The following is a 14,308-nucleotide window of genomic DNA, read 5'->3' on the forward strand; positions in this document are numbered from 1 at the left end:
CCGGCATTGTCGCCGTGAGGGTTATCCTTGAGCAACCCTCACCAGCCGTGTTAGGCCGCGCCTTCGCGCTGGAACAGCCAGTACCGCTCCTTGGTGTCCCCCGGCCGCGCGCCCTGCCACAACAAACGCCACCGACCCTCAGGCCAGGGCGTGTTTTCGCGGGCACTGCCCTGCCATAGGATGAGATCGCATGCATCCTTTCCCCCCGTCTCGTGGCGGTGGGTCGTAATGCCCAGGTAGTAATCCAACAAGGCCCGCTGCGGCTCGCCCAAGCCGTGGCTCTCCATGCAGCGGTATTGAGCAGGCAGCGCCCGCTTTAGGCTCATGAGCATGCCGCGATAGCTCATGCCGGTATTCAGCCAGGGCAGCAGCAGAGTCGCCGCAAGCGCCCAGGCCAAGGCAACACCGCTACTCCAGCCAAGCAGGGCGCGTCCTGGCCGCTGCCGCGCCAGCGCCATCAGCGCCAGCCAGCCTAGACTGATGGTTATGGCAAAGCCGAGAGCGAGGGGACGCGCCGTCGGCTGGTAGCCTGGTTGGAACGCCGTCAAGCGCGCCGCCACTGCGGCCGGCACGCCCAAGTCCACCGCCGCCCAAATCACCCAGAGGACACACGCTGCCAGCGCGAAAAACCCCAGCCCCAACCCATACAACGCACCCTCGAGCCGCCGCGGCAGGCTTTCCATCTCGACTGCCGCCAATAGGGCGATGGGCAACAACAGGGGTAAAGCGTAGAGTTCACGCGCCGAGGATGAGAGACTTAGCACACCCAGCGCAACCGCCAGAAAAACGCAGGGTAGCTGCAATTCGGCTCGTGTGAGACAACGCAGCCTATTGCGCCATAATGTCCATAACGCGAAGGGCACTGCCGGCCAGGCGAGATACGGCAGACGGAGCAGGTAGAAGAACGGCTCGCTGGTGGGCCCCAGGGGAGCAAAGCCGAGGAAGCGTCCGAAATTGTTGATCCAGAGCCATTCCACGAAAAGCTGGGGCGAGCGGCGGTATAGCGCGAAGGGCCAGATCGTCACCCAGGGTAGCACAGCAATGGCAGCCACCCCGAGCGACCGAACATAGCCCCGCGCGCGCCAAGCAGGAAAAGCCAGCATGGCCACTGCCGTCACACCAAGCAAACCCGGCGCGAGCAGACCCTTGCTCATGAAGCCGACGCCGGCACCCGTACCCAATAAGATGCCGCCCGCGACCGGGCGACTGCGAGCCATTGCCAAGCCGAGCAGACCCATGGCGGTGCCACTCACCATCGCCAGGTCGGTGAGAATCTGATGTGCCGGCAGCAGCAATCCGAAGCAGCCGACGAATGCCATCACCGCTGGCCACGCGCGTTCCTTTGCGTACAAGTGGCGCGCGGTGAACGCCAGGCACAGGAGTGTGATCGCCATGTAGAACGCACTGGTCAGACGGGCTGCATCATGCAAAGCCAGGGGCGGCGATAGGAGGTGGACGAACAAGGCCGCCGTCAAGAAATAAAGCGGCGGCTTTTCCATGAACGGCTCGCCGCCCAGGGTGGGCACGACCCAGTCGCCGCTTCGCACGATGTGATAGATCAGACCGAAACCGTACGCCTCATCCGGCTTCCACGGGTCATGGCCGGTCAGGCCCGGCAACAACCACACCAGGCACACCAGGAGGTATATCCACGGCTTGAGCCAAGCGCGGTCAGAGCAAGAGACGCCGGCGGGATGAGACATGTGTTGTTTGTGCGCTAGCATTTGTCCGCGCGCCATTCTAGCCAACCGGCGCACCCACGTCAGCCACGCAGCGCAGCCCGCCGTCCCCGCCTCACGCTTACCCCAGCCAGAATCGTGAGCCCGATCACGAAATAGCTGCCCACGATGAGGATCGCCAACCTGTGGTTGCCGCGGCTTACCCAAGTGGCCACGCCGTAGGTGAGCGGGCCGAAGATGGAGGCGAGTTTCACCGCAAAGCCCCACAGCCCGAAGAACTCGGCCCGCCGCGCCGCCGGGCTCAGCAGCCCCACCAGGGCGCGGCCGGCAGACTGGCTGGCACCCATAGAGATGCCGGCGAGGTTGGCGGCCAGCCAGAACAGGATGGGGCCGCGGGCGATGTAGGCCAGCAGCACCATGAAGATCCAGCCGACTAACGTGAGCGCAATCGTCGCCACGTGGCCGATGCGGTCTTGCAGCCAGCCGAACAGCAACGCGCCCAGGGCCGCGGTGATGTTGACCACGAACACCAGCTCGATGGTCTCGCGCACGGAAAAGCCCATCACCTGCTGGGCATAGATGGCGGCCAGCGCGATCACCGCCTGGATGCCGGCTTGATAAAACAGCGTGCACAGCAGGAAGCGGAATAGATCGCGAAAGGCGCGCGCCTCGCGCAGGGTGTGGGCCAGGCGCACAAAAGCCTCTCGCACGCGCTGCCCAGCAACCCGCTGCGGCTGCGGCACGGCGCGTTCCCGCAGAAACAAAAAGGTGGGCGTTGCCGCCAGGGCAAAAAACAGCGCCGTGATGACCATGGTTGCCGGCACGAACTGCACCGCCGTCTGCCCGCGCGCCTCGGCCCACGCGATGTAGGCTAGGCAGGCGGCCAGGCTCACGAGGCCCCCCAGATAGCCTAAGCTCCAACCCCAGGCCGAGACCCGACCGATGGCACGGGGGCGCGCCAGCTCTGGTAGAAAGGCGGCAATCAGATTCTCGCCGGTGCCGTAGAAAAAATTCGACAGCAGAATGAACGCCACAGCGGCGCCGAAGCGACCCGGCTCCACGAGGCCCAGGGCCGCAGTGAACAGCACGCAGCCGATGGTGGTGAAAAAAAGCAGGCGCTTCTTCGCAGCCCAGGCATCGGCGTAGGCGCCGATGACAGGCGCGGTGAGCACGATCAGGGCATAGGAAACCGAGAGCGCCAGCGTCCAGGCGAAGGTGGCCCAGGGGGCATTGCCCACCACCACCGAAACGAAATACGCATTGAACACCGCAGTGATGACCACCGTGGTGTAGCCGGAGTTGGCAAAATCGTAGAGCGCCCACGCCCACATCTCGCGTGGCGCCACGCCGGGATTGAGGAAGGATGCGAAGAGCGGGCGAGCCATGCGCGCCAAGCATACCCCACGCCCTACGTGTGGGCATCCATTGAGCTACGGGCCGTCGCCGCGCGTGTCGGTTTACCTTACCCGCGCAAAGCGTTACGCTCAGCTCTGTTCGATCTTTCTGCGCCCAGATTACCCCTTAGGGCGCGAGATGGTCGCAGGCCAGGTTGAACACTTGGCCGCGAAGTGGGGCCGCCCACACCCGCGTAAGCGCGGGTGGCATCTCATAAAGTTATGAATGTCTGGGCCGCGCAGTGCCTTGGGCACTCGCCAGTCTACATCGGGCACGCGCCGGTCCAATGGATAATCCGGATTGAAGACACGATGGAAAACACCGATCTCTCCCGTCTTACCCTCTCACGGGACATTCCACGGCCGCGACGGCGGCGCTGGCCCCTGCTTTTGGGTGTCCTGATTCTAGCCGCGGCTCTTTTTGCCTGGTGGTTCACCGCCAAGCGGGCAATTCCAGTGCAGAGTACCCGTGTGACCCTCGCCTGGCCCTCCCAAGCGCTGACCGTCATCAATGCCACCGGCTATGTCACCGCGGCGCGCAAGGCGTCGGTGGCCTCCAAGGCGTCTGGCCGTCTGGAATGGCTGGGGGTGACCGAAGGCAGCCGGGTACGCGCGGGCGAGGTGATCGCCCGCCTGGAGAATGCCGATCTATTGGCCCAGGTGCGGCAAGCCGAGGCCAATGTCCGCGTGGCTAAAGGTCAACGGGAACAAGCCGCCGCCGAATGGCGCGATGCCGCCCGCGCCTTGGCCCGCGCCCGCGAGCTATTCGCGCGGCGCTTCCTCGCCGAATCCGCTTTGGATGCGGCGCTCGCGCGCGAAGACAAGGCGCGCGCCGCCCTCGCCTCCAGCGAGGCGGCGCTGGCCGCGGCGCAAGCGGCGCTTGCCAACGTGCGTGTGCTGTTGGATTACACCGCGATCCGCGCGCCTTTCGATGGGGTGGTACTCAGCAAGCACGCCAACGTGGGCGATGTAATCACGCCTTTCACCTCGGCACTGGAAGCGAAGGGCGCGGTGGTGACGCTCGCCGACATGTCCACGCTGGAAGTGGAAGCGGACGTGTCAGAGTCCAACCTGCAGGCAGTGAAGGTGGGCCAGCCCTGCGAGATCCAGCTCGATGCGATTCCTGATGCACGTTTTACCGGGCGTGTCTCACGCATCGTACCCACCGTGGACCGCACCAAGGCCACCGTCCTGGTCAAGGTGGCCTTCGATCGTCTCGACCAACGTGTGTTACCTGATATGGCCGCCAAGGTGGCCTTTCTGTCCCGTCCCTTGCGCGCGCAGGAACATCAGCCCCGGCCCGCCCTGCCCGCCGCGGCGGTGATGCGGCGGGATGGCCGCGCCGTAGTGCTGCGCATCGATAAGGGCCGGGCGCGCGAGGTGCCCGTCACCCTAGGGGAGAGCCTTGGCGATCTGGTGGTCATCGATGGGGGACTCAGCCCCGGCGAGACCGTGGTGCTCCATCCCGGCACTCTGCGCGATGGTAGCCGGGTCCGCATTGCAGAAAAAGAGTGATGGTTCGCTCTTCCATCGCTTCTGCGCTGGCTGCACGTGCTAACTAGCCCTGCTTTCCAACTTTTCCAGGTCCACGCCATGTCCGATGAGAAGAAGCCGCTGGTGCTCATACGCCATTTGCGCAAAGCCTACCGCCGTGGGACACAAGTGGTACCGGTGCTGGACGACATCAGTTTCGACATCGAACGCGGAGAATTCCTTGGTCTGATGGGCCCGTCGGGCTCCGGCAAGACCACCCTACTCAATCTCATCGCCGGCATCGACCACCCGGACGCGGGTCGCATCAGCGTCGATGGCATCGACATCACCCGCCTCGACGAGGAGACCCTCGCCGCCTGGCGTGCGCGTCATGTGGGCTTCATCTTCCAGTTCTACAACCTGATGCCCGTACTGACCGCCCTGGAGAACGTGGCGTTGCCGCTCATCCTCTTTGGTCTGTCGCGGCGCGAGCGGCAGGAGCGGGCGAGCCTAGCCCTGTCCATGGTGGGACTGGCCGACCGCATGGACCATTATCCCGCCCAGCTCTCGGGCGGGCAGCAGCAGCGGGTGGCTATTGCCCGCGCCATCATCACCGATCCCACGCTGATCGTGGCGGATGAGCCGACCGGCGATCTGGATCGCCAGTCCGGCCAAGATATCCTGGATTTGCTCGAGCGCCTCAACCAGGAACTCGGCAAGACCATCATCATGGTCACCCACGACCCCAAGGCGGCCGAGCGAGCCCACCGCCTGCGGCATTTGGACAAGGGCGTGCTCACCCATGACCCGGCGTGAGCCATGCTGCTCAAACTCATTCTGAAGAATGTCTTCCGCCACCGGTTGCGCAGCGGGCTCACGCTGCTGGGCGTGACGGTGGCGGTGCTCGCCTTCGGCTTGCTGCAAACCGTGGTGGGGGCCTGGTATGCGGCCGCGGAGGCCACCTCGATGAGCCGATTGGTGACCCGTAATGCGATCTCCCTGGTGTTTCCCCTGCCGCTTTCCTATCTGCAAAAAATCCGCGCCGTGCCCGGTGTAACCCAGGTTTCCCATTCCAACTGGTTCGGCGGCGTCTATGTCAGCGAGCGCAATTTCTTTCCCCAGTTCGCGGTGGACGCAGCCAGCTACTTCCGGCTCTATCCCGAATTCATCGTGCAACCCGCACAGATGCAGGCCTTCCTGCGCGACCGGCAAGGCGCGGTGGTGGGGCGCAAGCTTGCCCAGCGCTTCGGTTGGCGGTTAGGCGACACGGTGAGCCTGCGTGGCACCATCTGGCCGGGTACCTGGCGCTTCACCATCCGCGGCATCTACCGCGGCGCGGAAGCCAGCACCGATGAGGGGCTGTTCTTTTTCCACTGGGCCTATCTCAACGAGACCGCCAAGCGCAACTTCCCCCGCCGCGCCAACACGGTGGGCGTGTTCATCGTAGGCATCGACGATGCCAGCCGCGCCGCGGCGATTTCTAACGCACTCGATGCGCTATTCCGCAACTCACTGGCCGAAACCCGCACCGAAACGGAAAAGGCCTTCCAGCTTTCCTTCGTGTCCATGACCGAGGCCATTCTCCTTGCCATTCAGACTGTCTCCTACGTGGTGATCGTGATCATCCTGGCGGTGATGGCCAATACCATGGCGATGAGTGCCCGCGAACGCCTGGCGGAGTACGCCACCCTCAAGGCGCTCGGCTTCGGTCCCGGCTTCGTGCGGCTGTTGGTCTATGGCGAATCACTGGCCATCGCCCTGCTGGGCGGGGCAATGGCCATGGCTCTCACCTTTCCCGCGAGCGACGCTTTCGGCAGGCAACTCGCCAGTCTGTTTCCAGTTTTCCGGGTCCAGCCTCAGACCCTGGGACTGCAGGCCTTGGCTGCATTGCTGGTGGGGTTCATCGCCGCGCTGGTGCCGGCCGAGAAAGGCGCGCGCGTAAACATCGTCGCTGGATTGCGGAGTATTGGTTGATGACAGGGCTGGGCGTACCCTTCTCCTACGTGGCGCGCAACCTGGCCACGCGGCGTGCCACCACGCTGCTCACGGCGAGCGGCATGGCGCTGGTGGTGTTCGTGTTCGCCACCGTGCTCATGCTGAGCGAGGGCTTGCGCGCGGCATTGGTCCAAAGCGGCTCCCCGGACAACGCGGTGGTCATCCGGCGCGGTGCCCAGACCGAAGTGCAAAGCGGCGTCGAGCGCGCCCAAGCGGCCATCGTGGAAAGCCAGCCGGAAGTGGCTTTCGACGCGCACGGCCAGCTACTCGCTTCCCGAGAGATCGTGGTGCTCATCAGCCTACGCAAGCGGGCGGGAGACGGCCCGGCCAACGTCACCATTCGTGGCGTGGGGCCGCAGGGTGCCGCCTTGCGACCACAGGTGCGACTCACGGACGGGCGGCCATTTCGCCCGGGCGCTTCGGAGGTCATCGCCGGTCGCAACGTGGCGGCGCGCTTCCAGGGCGCGGGGCTGGGCGAGACGCTGCGCTTCGGTCAGCGGGAATGGCGCGTGGTGGGCCTATTCGATGCCGGCGGCAGCGCCTTTGATTCCGAAATCTGGGGCGATGCCGATCAGCTCATGCAGGCCTTCCGCCGCCCGGCCTATTCTTCCGTGATCGTGCGCCTGCGTAACCCACAGGCCTTCGATGCCTTTCAGGCGCGGCTTGCCTCCGACCCACGCCTGACGGTGGAAACCAAGCGGGAGACGCGCTTCTATGCCGACCAGTCGGAGACCCTCGCCCGCTTCATCGAAATCCTGGGGCTTGCGCTGGCAGTGATTTTTTCCGCAGGAGCCACCATCGGCGCCATGATCACCATGTACGCGGCAGTGGCCAACCGCACGCAAGAGATCGGCACCCTGCGCGCGCTGGGCTTCACGCGCCGGCGCATCCTCACCGCCTTCCTCGCGGAATCACTGCTTTTGGCACTCATCGGCGGCGTGATCGGGGTAGTGGCCGCCTCCTTCATGCAGGTGTTCACCCTGTCCACCATGAACTGGCAAACTTTTGCCGAGATCGCCTTCGGTTTTCGCCTCACGCCAAGGATCGTCGCCGCCTCGCTAGGGTTTGCGTTGGCGATGGGTGTGGCAGGTGGCTTTCTGCCTGCTCTGCGCGCGGCGCGCCTGAACATCGTGGACGCGCTACGTGCCGCGTGAATCAGTGGCCCCAGGCGGCGCGCACCTGGGTCTCGGCCTGTTCCACCCGCTTGCGCGCGGCGGCCAGCCCTTCGCGCCGAGCCTGTACTTGGCTCTCCGCCGCTTGTCGCGCCGCCTGTGCCTCCTTGAGTTGCCGCGTCAGGGTTTCCTCCCGTCGCCGGGCGTCGGCGAGGTCTTGTTCCGCCAGCCGCAGGGTCCGCTCCGCCTCGGCTTGCTCCTTGCGGGCAAGTTCAAGTCGCATCTGCGCGGCGCGCGCGGCGGTCTCCGAGACCGGGCGCTCCGCCCAGGCCCAAGTAGGCAGACATAGCGTGGCGATCAACACCCATTCAATGCGCGTCATAACCGAAAGCTCCGCGCCAGGTTCCATCCTGGTAGTCGATGCTGAGCCAGCTGGGTTGGAAGGCTTCGACATGGCACACCTCGACCTCCGTGAGCGGCGGGGGCCCATCGGCCACCTTGGCTCCACAGGCCTTGGCCACCACGGGGCGGAAACGCACGTAGAGCTTTTCGCTCACGCACACCGCATCGGACTCACCCGCCAGAGACCGGAAACGCACCGCTTTGCGGATAAGACAGCTGAAATAAAGTTCCATCTCCGCCACCAGCGGTTCGGCCAGGTTCGCCAACGCCGCCTCTGCGCGCGGCGAAAGCACTATGTCGAGCGGCTTGCGGTGGAGCAGGATGCTGGGCATGGCGAACACCTCCGCAGGGATGGGGGAAAATTATCCGGCAGGAAATGATCTTCTCCCGCCTCCACAGGGTTGATGCCTTCGTCATCATTCCAGCCAATATCGCCGCAAGCCGGAATCCAGGACATCATCCAAACCGCAGCAATCCCCGCCTGCGTTCCGGCTTGCGCGGGAATGGCGATCTCGGGGTAGGCTCAACAACCCTTGTCAGTCTCGATGGAATTATCTCTACGGCAATGGCAAATTTGTCAACGCTTAAGACGGACCGCGCGTTACCGGCATGCGGCATGGGAAATGTTCCCGTGCCCAGCTTGAGTCGATCAAAGGAGACCATCATGCGTAAGTTGTTCATCCTCATCCTCGCCACCGGTGCGCTCGCCAGCTTTGGCGCCCAGGCCGCCAACCCCCATCGCGCCACGCCTGCCACCCCCGCCGAACCGGCCATGCCCGCGCCCCACGACATGGGGCGGCCCGCAGAGCCACCCAAGGCCACCCCGGCCACCCCCGCCGAACCGGCCATGCCCGCGCCCCACGAGAACGAAGGCCGGCACAAGGGTGCCGACAAGGGCAAAAAGAAAGGCCACGACAAGCATTGACATCCCACCCCAGGGTCACGCCCTGGATCCAAACCAGGCGTGACCCGCACCCCTCTCTCCAGGGCGTAGCCACCATACCCGCGACAGCAGAACGCTCGCCCATAGCGCGCGAGGAAGTGGCAGAAAGGTCGCGCACTCAGCTGATTCTCAATCTTTACGCAAGGCGTCGCGGATCTCACGCAAAAGCTGGACGTCCTCCGCCGGCGAGGCAGGCGCAGGCGGCGTTGCGCGTTTGACCCGATTGTAGAACTTGGCCACCAGAAAGAGAGCGAAGGCGACGATCACGAAATCGACCACTGCGTTGAGAAACGCGCCATAGCGCAGGATCGGCGCGCCTGCCTTCTCGGCAGCCTCGAGGCTGGGGTAACCGCGGCCACTGAGGTCGATGTATAGCTGCGCAAAATCCACCCCGCCAAGCAGCATGCCGATGGGGGGCATCAGAATGTCCTTGACGAAAGCGTTGACCAGCTTGCCGAAAGCCGCCCCAATGACCACGCCAACGGCCAAATCGACCACATTCCCCCGTGTGATGAACTCCTTGAACTCCTGAGTGATGGGCATGCGGATCCTCCTTCTTTTCGAGTTACCAGACTCAATGATCGGCCGCGTGCTTCCATCGACATGGCCGCGACCCGCGGCAGCATCGTCACGCCCACGCCGATGGGCCCTTCGCCGCATGGGACTTTTGCTGGGCTTCCCCGTCGCAGGCGATGACATGGAGACCGTGGAGGCCCACTCGCCTGGATGCCCATTGGCAGCACTGCGACCTGAACCAGCATACCGTTCGCCGCAGGCGACCGGGAATCCAGAGGCGGCGCGGGTCGTGCGCACGTGGAGCTGGATTCCCGCCTGCGCAGGCATGACGGCCCGGGCGGAGCGTGTCACCTACTTGCGTAAGCTTCGATGGTTACACCCCATGACGCTTCACTGGCCGCCCACGTTGCCCAGCCAGAATACCTGATCCATGCCAAGAAACTCGTCGTAGGGAATATAGTGGGAGCCGTCGCAGGAAAAGGTGAGGCCGACGATTCCGTTGAAGAGATTGAGCGTGCCTGAACGCAGATAAAACATCTCGTCCATGAAACGCAGGGCCCTGAGCTGGGTGAGCACCGGCCGGATCGCCTCCCTGGGCACCACCGTGCCTTCCGGATAGGGACGCCGCGGATAGGCAAGACAACTGTCGGGCGAGACCAGGGCATCGATGTCCAAAAGCCGGTAGCGGTAAGGGTCATCGAAAACCCACAGCACCGCGCGACTGCTGGAAAAATGCAGGATCACGTGGAACACCCCGTGGTCCACCATCAGCTCCTCCACCACCGCCAGCACGGTATCGATCCTGCGATCCATTTCGCTCTCGGTGCGCGTCTGGTGGAAGACCGTGCCGCGAATCGAGGGATCCCCCTTGATCTGCCGCCAATAGCGCGGCTCCTCATAGAGCTCGCGGGTGAGCGGCAAATCATGCAGGAAAAAATCGGCGCCAATGAAACCCAGCACCATGCCGGAATCGTCGCGCACGAGCTGAATCGCCGTCAGGGCAGGGCGCTTTTCGCGCAGGTTGATATAGGCCTGGGACAGGCGAAAGCCCTCCGCGGGCACCGCCTCGCGCAGATAGGGACGCTCGGAGCGATCGCGCCCGTAGTCCGCCTGCACGATGCCCTCATGTCCCACGTTGTCGCTGATCTGCACGCCGTGGACATCTAGGGCGTAGAGGTATTTGCAGTGGGGCACGCGCGCTAGAAGGTTTTGCAGCACGCTATCGAGTTCCGCCCGCCGCGGCCAGACACGCGCCGCCGCGCGCGCCACCTCACGCAGGGGTGCCTGAAGCAGCGCTTTCAACTCCCGTCGCTGCGCCGCGATGCTTTCTTGCAAGGTTTCCTTGGGGGGATGCATGGACGCCAGGATACCGGCATCCTGTTACAAGTTGAATCCCTGCTCAACTAGAGCAACGGGGCGCCCTGTATCGCGGGTTAAGCCACTCTCGCACTGCTCTGGGAGGGGCTTGAGTGCTGTGGGCGGCACCCTAGCGGCGGTGGGCAAGCTTCAATGGGTTCATCGCGGCTAAAGCCGCTCCCACATGAGCCCTCCCACATTGGCGGCGCGCACAATGTCCCCCTGCGCGGCCCACCCCTGCGGGGCGCCGCACCCAATGCTTCAGGCAACGCTTCCGAAACTGGGATCGCGGGCGATGAAGGGCGGCTTGATACCCGCCAGCCGACAGCCCTGGGCGATGGGTCCGCAGGGGAACAGCTCGTAGAGATAGCGGATGCCGCCGCGGGCATGGAAAGCCTCGTCCAGTGCATCGTGCAGATCGCGCAGATGGATGGGCAGACCGGCCTGCTCATGGCGGCTAAACCAGGCACGCAGGGCCTGGATGACTTCCCAGTGCTCGTCGCTAAGGGTGAGCCCCTCGGCGCGCGCCGCCCGTTCGGCCTGCCCGCGGCTCCAATCGGGCGCGATGAGGCAAGCATCGGGATCGCGGGGAATGTCCGGCTGAATATCCGGTGTGACATGGGGTGTGGTGTGCATGGTACAACCCTCCTCGTCGGTCGCGTAGTCAAGCATGGCCCAACGCGCGGCAGGGCAGCGCGCGTCTGGCCGTGCGAACCCTCTTAATTTGAACCTATTGAGCGTTACGTAAGTCGTTGACAGGCTGCGTAAGTCAAACGTCATTCCCGCGAAAGCGGGAATCCAGGGTATTCCTCGCCGTATTCCTGGGTCCCCGCTTTCGCGGGGACGACACAAAGGTGTCACCTACTTACATAATGCTCAATAGTCTGCGAAGGGCCGTCCTTCAAGTCGAGTCGCGCCGTTCTTCGCGCCAGAAAGCGTAGACCGCCTCTGCCGCCAGAGGCAGCGCCTGACATAGGCGCGCATGCTGGCTACCACCATCCGGCTTGAGGCGGGCGAGACGGAAAATCACATCCAGCGCATCCTGCAACATCTCCCGCGCAGCGCCCGTCCAGTGCTCACGGAACAGATTGGTGCCAGCGATGAAGCCTTCGCACCAGGAACGGGGATCGAGGTAGACCGCCCCGCCGCCGGCGCGCACGTATTCCAGCACGGGGCGGAAATCACCCGCCGCCAGGCCGTGCTCGATGTCGCGGTAAAGGGCGAGCGCCAACCCCAGCATGTCCTGCGCCTGCTCGCCGCTGGCAAACACCGGCTCGTCGAACACCAGGCGGATCCATTCCTCCGGCGACAGGCTTTCCGGCCCACACACGCCGGCAGTCAAGAAACCATGGGCACGCGAAACCCCCATGGCGTCGGGACCGCAGGCGTGAGAGCGCAGGAACTGTTCGAGACGGGCAAGTTCCGCCCCATCGAGGGGGCGAGAAGGTATGGGTAGCATGTTGTCAGATTGCGTGAGCTTCTCGGAAGCGTCAAGCTTGGGTGGCAGGCGCTTTAGCGCCGATGGGCAAGCTGCAATGGCTTAGTCGCAGCCAAACCCCAGGGTTTATCGCGGCTAAAGCCGCTGCCACAACCACCCCTCGTACCATCGCGCCTGCCACAATCGCCCCCACTATGGTTCCATCTCAATCGCCTCGCCGCTCGTAGGTGCCCATCAGCACCGCCTCGGCCAGCACGTGTCCGGCCATGGCGCGCTCGAGCTGTGCTTTGCTGGCGGCCCCCATTTCCGGCAAGCGGGTGTCGAGGGCGTAGAGCTTGAAAAAGTAGCGGTGCCGGCCGATGGGCGGACAGGGACCGCCATAGCGCGTGCGCCGGAAATCGTTGATGCCCGCGCGCGCCCCGGGCGGTAGCGTCGCCGCTTCCGCCAGCCCCGTGCTGTCGGGCGGCAGGTTGTAGAGCACCCAGTGCACCCACACCATGCGTGGCGCGGCAGGGTCCGGAGCGTCCGGGTCATCGACGATGAGTACCAGGCTGCGGGTGCCAGGGGGCAGCGCGCTCCAGGCGAGCGGCGGCGAGACGTCGCGACCGTCACAGGTATAGGCAGCGGGAATCGCCTCCCCATGGCGAAAGGCGGGGGAAGTGAGTTTCATGGTGGCCTCCTCGCTCTGTCCCGTAAAAGCCACGCCGGCGCTGCTTCAGCGAAAGCGTTTCGCGACGCGCTCCACCGCCTGGCGCAAGTCCTCCCAGGCTTTTTCGGCGCCACTTTTGAGATCTTCCCAGGCGCCCTCTGCCTGCATGCGGATTTCCTCCAGCCGCCCGCGCAACCGGTTGCGCAGCCCTTCCAACGCGTCGAGCTCCTGCTGGAATTCGCTCTTGAGCTCCAGTCGGGCAAGACTGGCCTGCACCTTGAGGGACTCGATGCGCTCGTCCAGCTCGCGCAACTGGTTCTCCAGCTGGCTCTGGAAACGCTGTTTCGCGCTCACGGAAGCGGGCAGCGCGCCGGCCGCCAGCATGCGATCGATCTCGGCTTCCGCCTCGAGCCAGTCCTGGACCGGATCCCCTCCGACGAAGCCCCGCCGCTGGGCGCGGAAATACGCCGCTTCGGCAATCAGGCGATAGCGTTCCTCGGGCGTGACTTGCACGGGTGGAGAAGAGGCGGATTTCGGATCGGACATGGTGGGCTCCTCTGACAGGGATCCAAGGATGCGGCGGAGGCCAGACACCCCTGTCTCAGTCTAGACCATAATCCCGGAAGGGACGGGTGAGGCCTTGCGCGGCCTCGACCAGACGCCACTTTTCCCGCGCGCGTAGTGCTTTGATGGCGCGCTCTCGCCGCAAGGCCGCGCTGCGGTCGCCGACTTGTTCCTGATAGACGAGCACAACTGGCAACCGGCTGCGGGTATATTTGGCACCACGCCCCGCATTGTGGGCAGCCAGGCGTGCCGCCAGATCGGTCGTGATGCCGGTATAGAGGCTGCCATCCCCACAGCGCAGCACGTAGACGATCCACTGAGTTTCCATGACAAGATGTGTGCCCGCCTCCTCCCCCCATTGTGCATCCGAGCCTGCCGACGCGCATCCGCTACGGTTATACTTGCGTCCTACGCGCCCGCAACGGAGACCTTCCATGCCCATGCCAGTCTCGCGTCTGACCCCCGTCGTCCTCACGGGCCTACTCGCAGCCTGCACGACGGTGACCCCAATCGGCGAGATTCTCACCCATCCCCGCGACTATGCCGAGAAGACGGTCACGGTGCGCGGCGAAGTCAGAAGTGTGTTTTCCCTGCTCTTCGTCAAATATTTCACCTTGGATGATGGCACCGGCACCATCGCCGTGGTCACGGAACGGCCCTTACCCAATCGGGGTGAACGGCTGGAAGTCACCGGCACGGTGAAGGAAGCCTTTTCCCTAGGGGATCAGACCCTGACCCTGATCGTGGAGCGCGCCCCCGCCCAAGGCACCCCCCGCTAGTGGCCCGC

The 14,308-nt window shown here is 64.5% G+C and carries 17 protein-coding genes; 6 read left to right on the plus strand and 11 right to left on the minus strand.

The annotated features are described in order from the left end of the window. Positions 1-50: 50 nt before the first annotated feature. Positions 51-1,703, minus strand: coding sequence for an ArnT family glycosyltransferase (locus tag V6E02_RS06345; RefSeq protein WP_347307941.1), 1,653 nt, complete (start codon positions 1,701-1,703; stop codon positions 51-53). A 59-nt stretch (positions 1,704-1,762) separates the two neighbouring features. Beyond that, positions 1,763-3,064 (minus strand): MFS transporter, encoded by a 1,302-nt coding sequence (locus V6E02_RS06350; protein ID WP_347307942.1) that lies wholly within the window; start codon positions 3,062-3,064, stop codon positions 1,763-1,765. Between the two features lie 321 nt (positions 3,065-3,385). On the opposite strand from V6E02_RS06350, the gene V6E02_RS06355 reads away from it, so the two are divergent. From V6E02_RS06355 to V6E02_RS06370, 4 genes are all read left to right on the plus strand, one after another. Further along, complete coding sequence (locus tag V6E02_RS06355; RefSeq protein ID WP_347307943.1) at positions 3,386-4,588, plus strand: efflux RND transporter periplasmic adaptor subunit; 1,203 nt, start codon at positions 3,386-3,388, stop codon at positions 4,586-4,588. Between the two features lie 78 nt (positions 4,589-4,666). Further along, positions 4,667-5,362 carry an ABC transporter ATP-binding protein gene (locus tag V6E02_RS06360; protein ID WP_347307944.1) on the plus strand — a complete coding sequence of 232 codons (696 nt, stop codon included), beginning with the start codon at positions 4,667-4,669 and terminating at the stop codon, positions 5,360-5,362. 3 nt (positions 5,363-5,365) lie between these two features. Beyond that, positions 5,366-6,520, plus strand: a complete 1,155-nt coding sequence (locus V6E02_RS06365; RefSeq protein WP_347307945.1) for an ABC transporter permease — start codon at positions 5,366-5,368, stop codon at positions 6,518-6,520. Positions 6,521-6,528: 8 nt separating this feature from the next. Beyond that, complete coding sequence (locus V6E02_RS06370; protein ID WP_347308133.1) at positions 6,529-7,695, plus strand: ABC transporter permease; 1,167 nt, start codon at positions 6,529-6,531, stop codon at positions 7,693-7,695. 1 nt (position 7,696) lies between these two features. Here the strand turns inward: V6E02_RS06370 and V6E02_RS06375 are convergent, their stop codons facing one another. Beyond that, complete coding sequence (locus V6E02_RS06375) at positions 7,697-8,035, minus strand: hypothetical protein (protein WP_347307946.1); 339 nt, start codon at positions 8,033-8,035, stop codon at positions 7,697-7,699. Further along, positions 8,022-8,387: a hypothetical protein gene (locus V6E02_RS06380; RefSeq protein ID WP_347307947.1), complete on the minus strand. Its 366-nt coding sequence runs from the start codon at positions 8,385-8,387 to the stop codon at positions 8,022-8,024. Before V6E02_RS06380 ends, V6E02_RS06375 begins: the two co-directional genes overlap by 14 nt. Before the next feature lie 332 nt (positions 8,388-8,719). On the opposite strand from V6E02_RS06380, the gene V6E02_RS06385 reads away from it, so the two are divergent. Beyond that, a complete protein-coding gene (locus V6E02_RS06385) occupies positions 8,720-8,980 on the plus strand; it encodes a hypothetical protein (RefSeq protein WP_347307948.1) in 261 nt (86 codons plus the stop codon). Positions 8,981-9,127: 147 nt separating this feature from the next. On the opposite strand, the gene mscL is transcribed toward V6E02_RS06385, so the two are convergent. The 7 genes from mscL to V6E02_RS06420 form a co-directional block, all read right to left on the minus strand. Further along, positions 9,128-9,541 carry a large conductance mechanosensitive channel protein MscL gene (gene mscL, locus V6E02_RS06390; RefSeq protein ID WP_347307949.1) on the minus strand — a complete coding sequence of 138 codons (414 nt, stop codon included), beginning with the start codon at positions 9,539-9,541 and terminating at the stop codon, positions 9,128-9,130. Positions 9,542-9,904: 363 nt separating this feature from the next. Continuing rightward, entirely contained in the window at positions 9,905-10,849 is a 945-nt protein-coding gene (locus V6E02_RS06395; protein ID WP_347307950.1) for a PDC sensor domain-containing protein, read from the minus strand. 282 nt (positions 10,850-11,131) lie between these two features. Continuing rightward, complete coding sequence (locus V6E02_RS06400) at positions 11,132-11,542, minus strand: TusE/DsrC/DsvC family sulfur relay protein (protein ID WP_347307951.1); 411 nt, start codon at positions 11,540-11,542, stop codon at positions 11,132-11,134. A 229-nt stretch (positions 11,543-11,771) separates the two neighbouring features. After that, on the minus strand, positions 11,772-12,329 hold the full coding sequence (locus tag V6E02_RS06405) for a YecA/YgfB family protein (protein WP_347307952.1): 558 nt from the start codon (positions 12,327-12,329) through the stop codon (positions 11,772-11,774). 184 nt (positions 12,330-12,513) lie between these two features. Next, entirely contained in the window at positions 12,514-12,978 is a 465-nt protein-coding gene (locus tag V6E02_RS06410; protein WP_347307953.1) for a YbhB/YbcL family Raf kinase inhibitor-like protein, read from the minus strand. A 45-nt stretch (positions 12,979-13,023) separates the two neighbouring features. Beyond that, positions 13,024-13,503, minus strand: a complete 480-nt coding sequence (locus V6E02_RS06415) for a DUF2934 domain-containing protein (protein ID WP_347307954.1) — start codon at positions 13,501-13,503, stop codon at positions 13,024-13,026. A gap of 55 nt (positions 13,504-13,558) precedes the next feature. Then, a complete protein-coding gene (locus tag V6E02_RS06420; RefSeq protein WP_347307955.1) occupies positions 13,559-13,849 on the minus strand; it encodes a GIY-YIG nuclease family protein in 291 nt (96 codons plus the stop codon). A gap of 106 nt (positions 13,850-13,955) precedes the next feature. Here V6E02_RS06420 and V6E02_RS06425 point away from each other — a divergent pair, with 106 nt between their 5' ends. Then, on the plus strand, positions 13,956-14,300 hold the full coding sequence (locus tag V6E02_RS06425; protein ID WP_347307956.1) for an OB-fold nucleic acid binding domain-containing protein: 345 nt from the start codon (positions 13,956-13,958) through the stop codon (positions 14,298-14,300). The last annotated feature ends 8 nt before the right edge of the window (positions 14,301-14,308 follow it).

It is taken from the genome of Thiobacter sp. AK1, assembly GCF_039822265.1.
In the GTDB taxonomy this organism is placed as follows: Bacteria; Pseudomonadota; Gammaproteobacteria; order Burkholderiales; family Thiobacteraceae; genus Thiobacter; species Thiobacter aerophilum.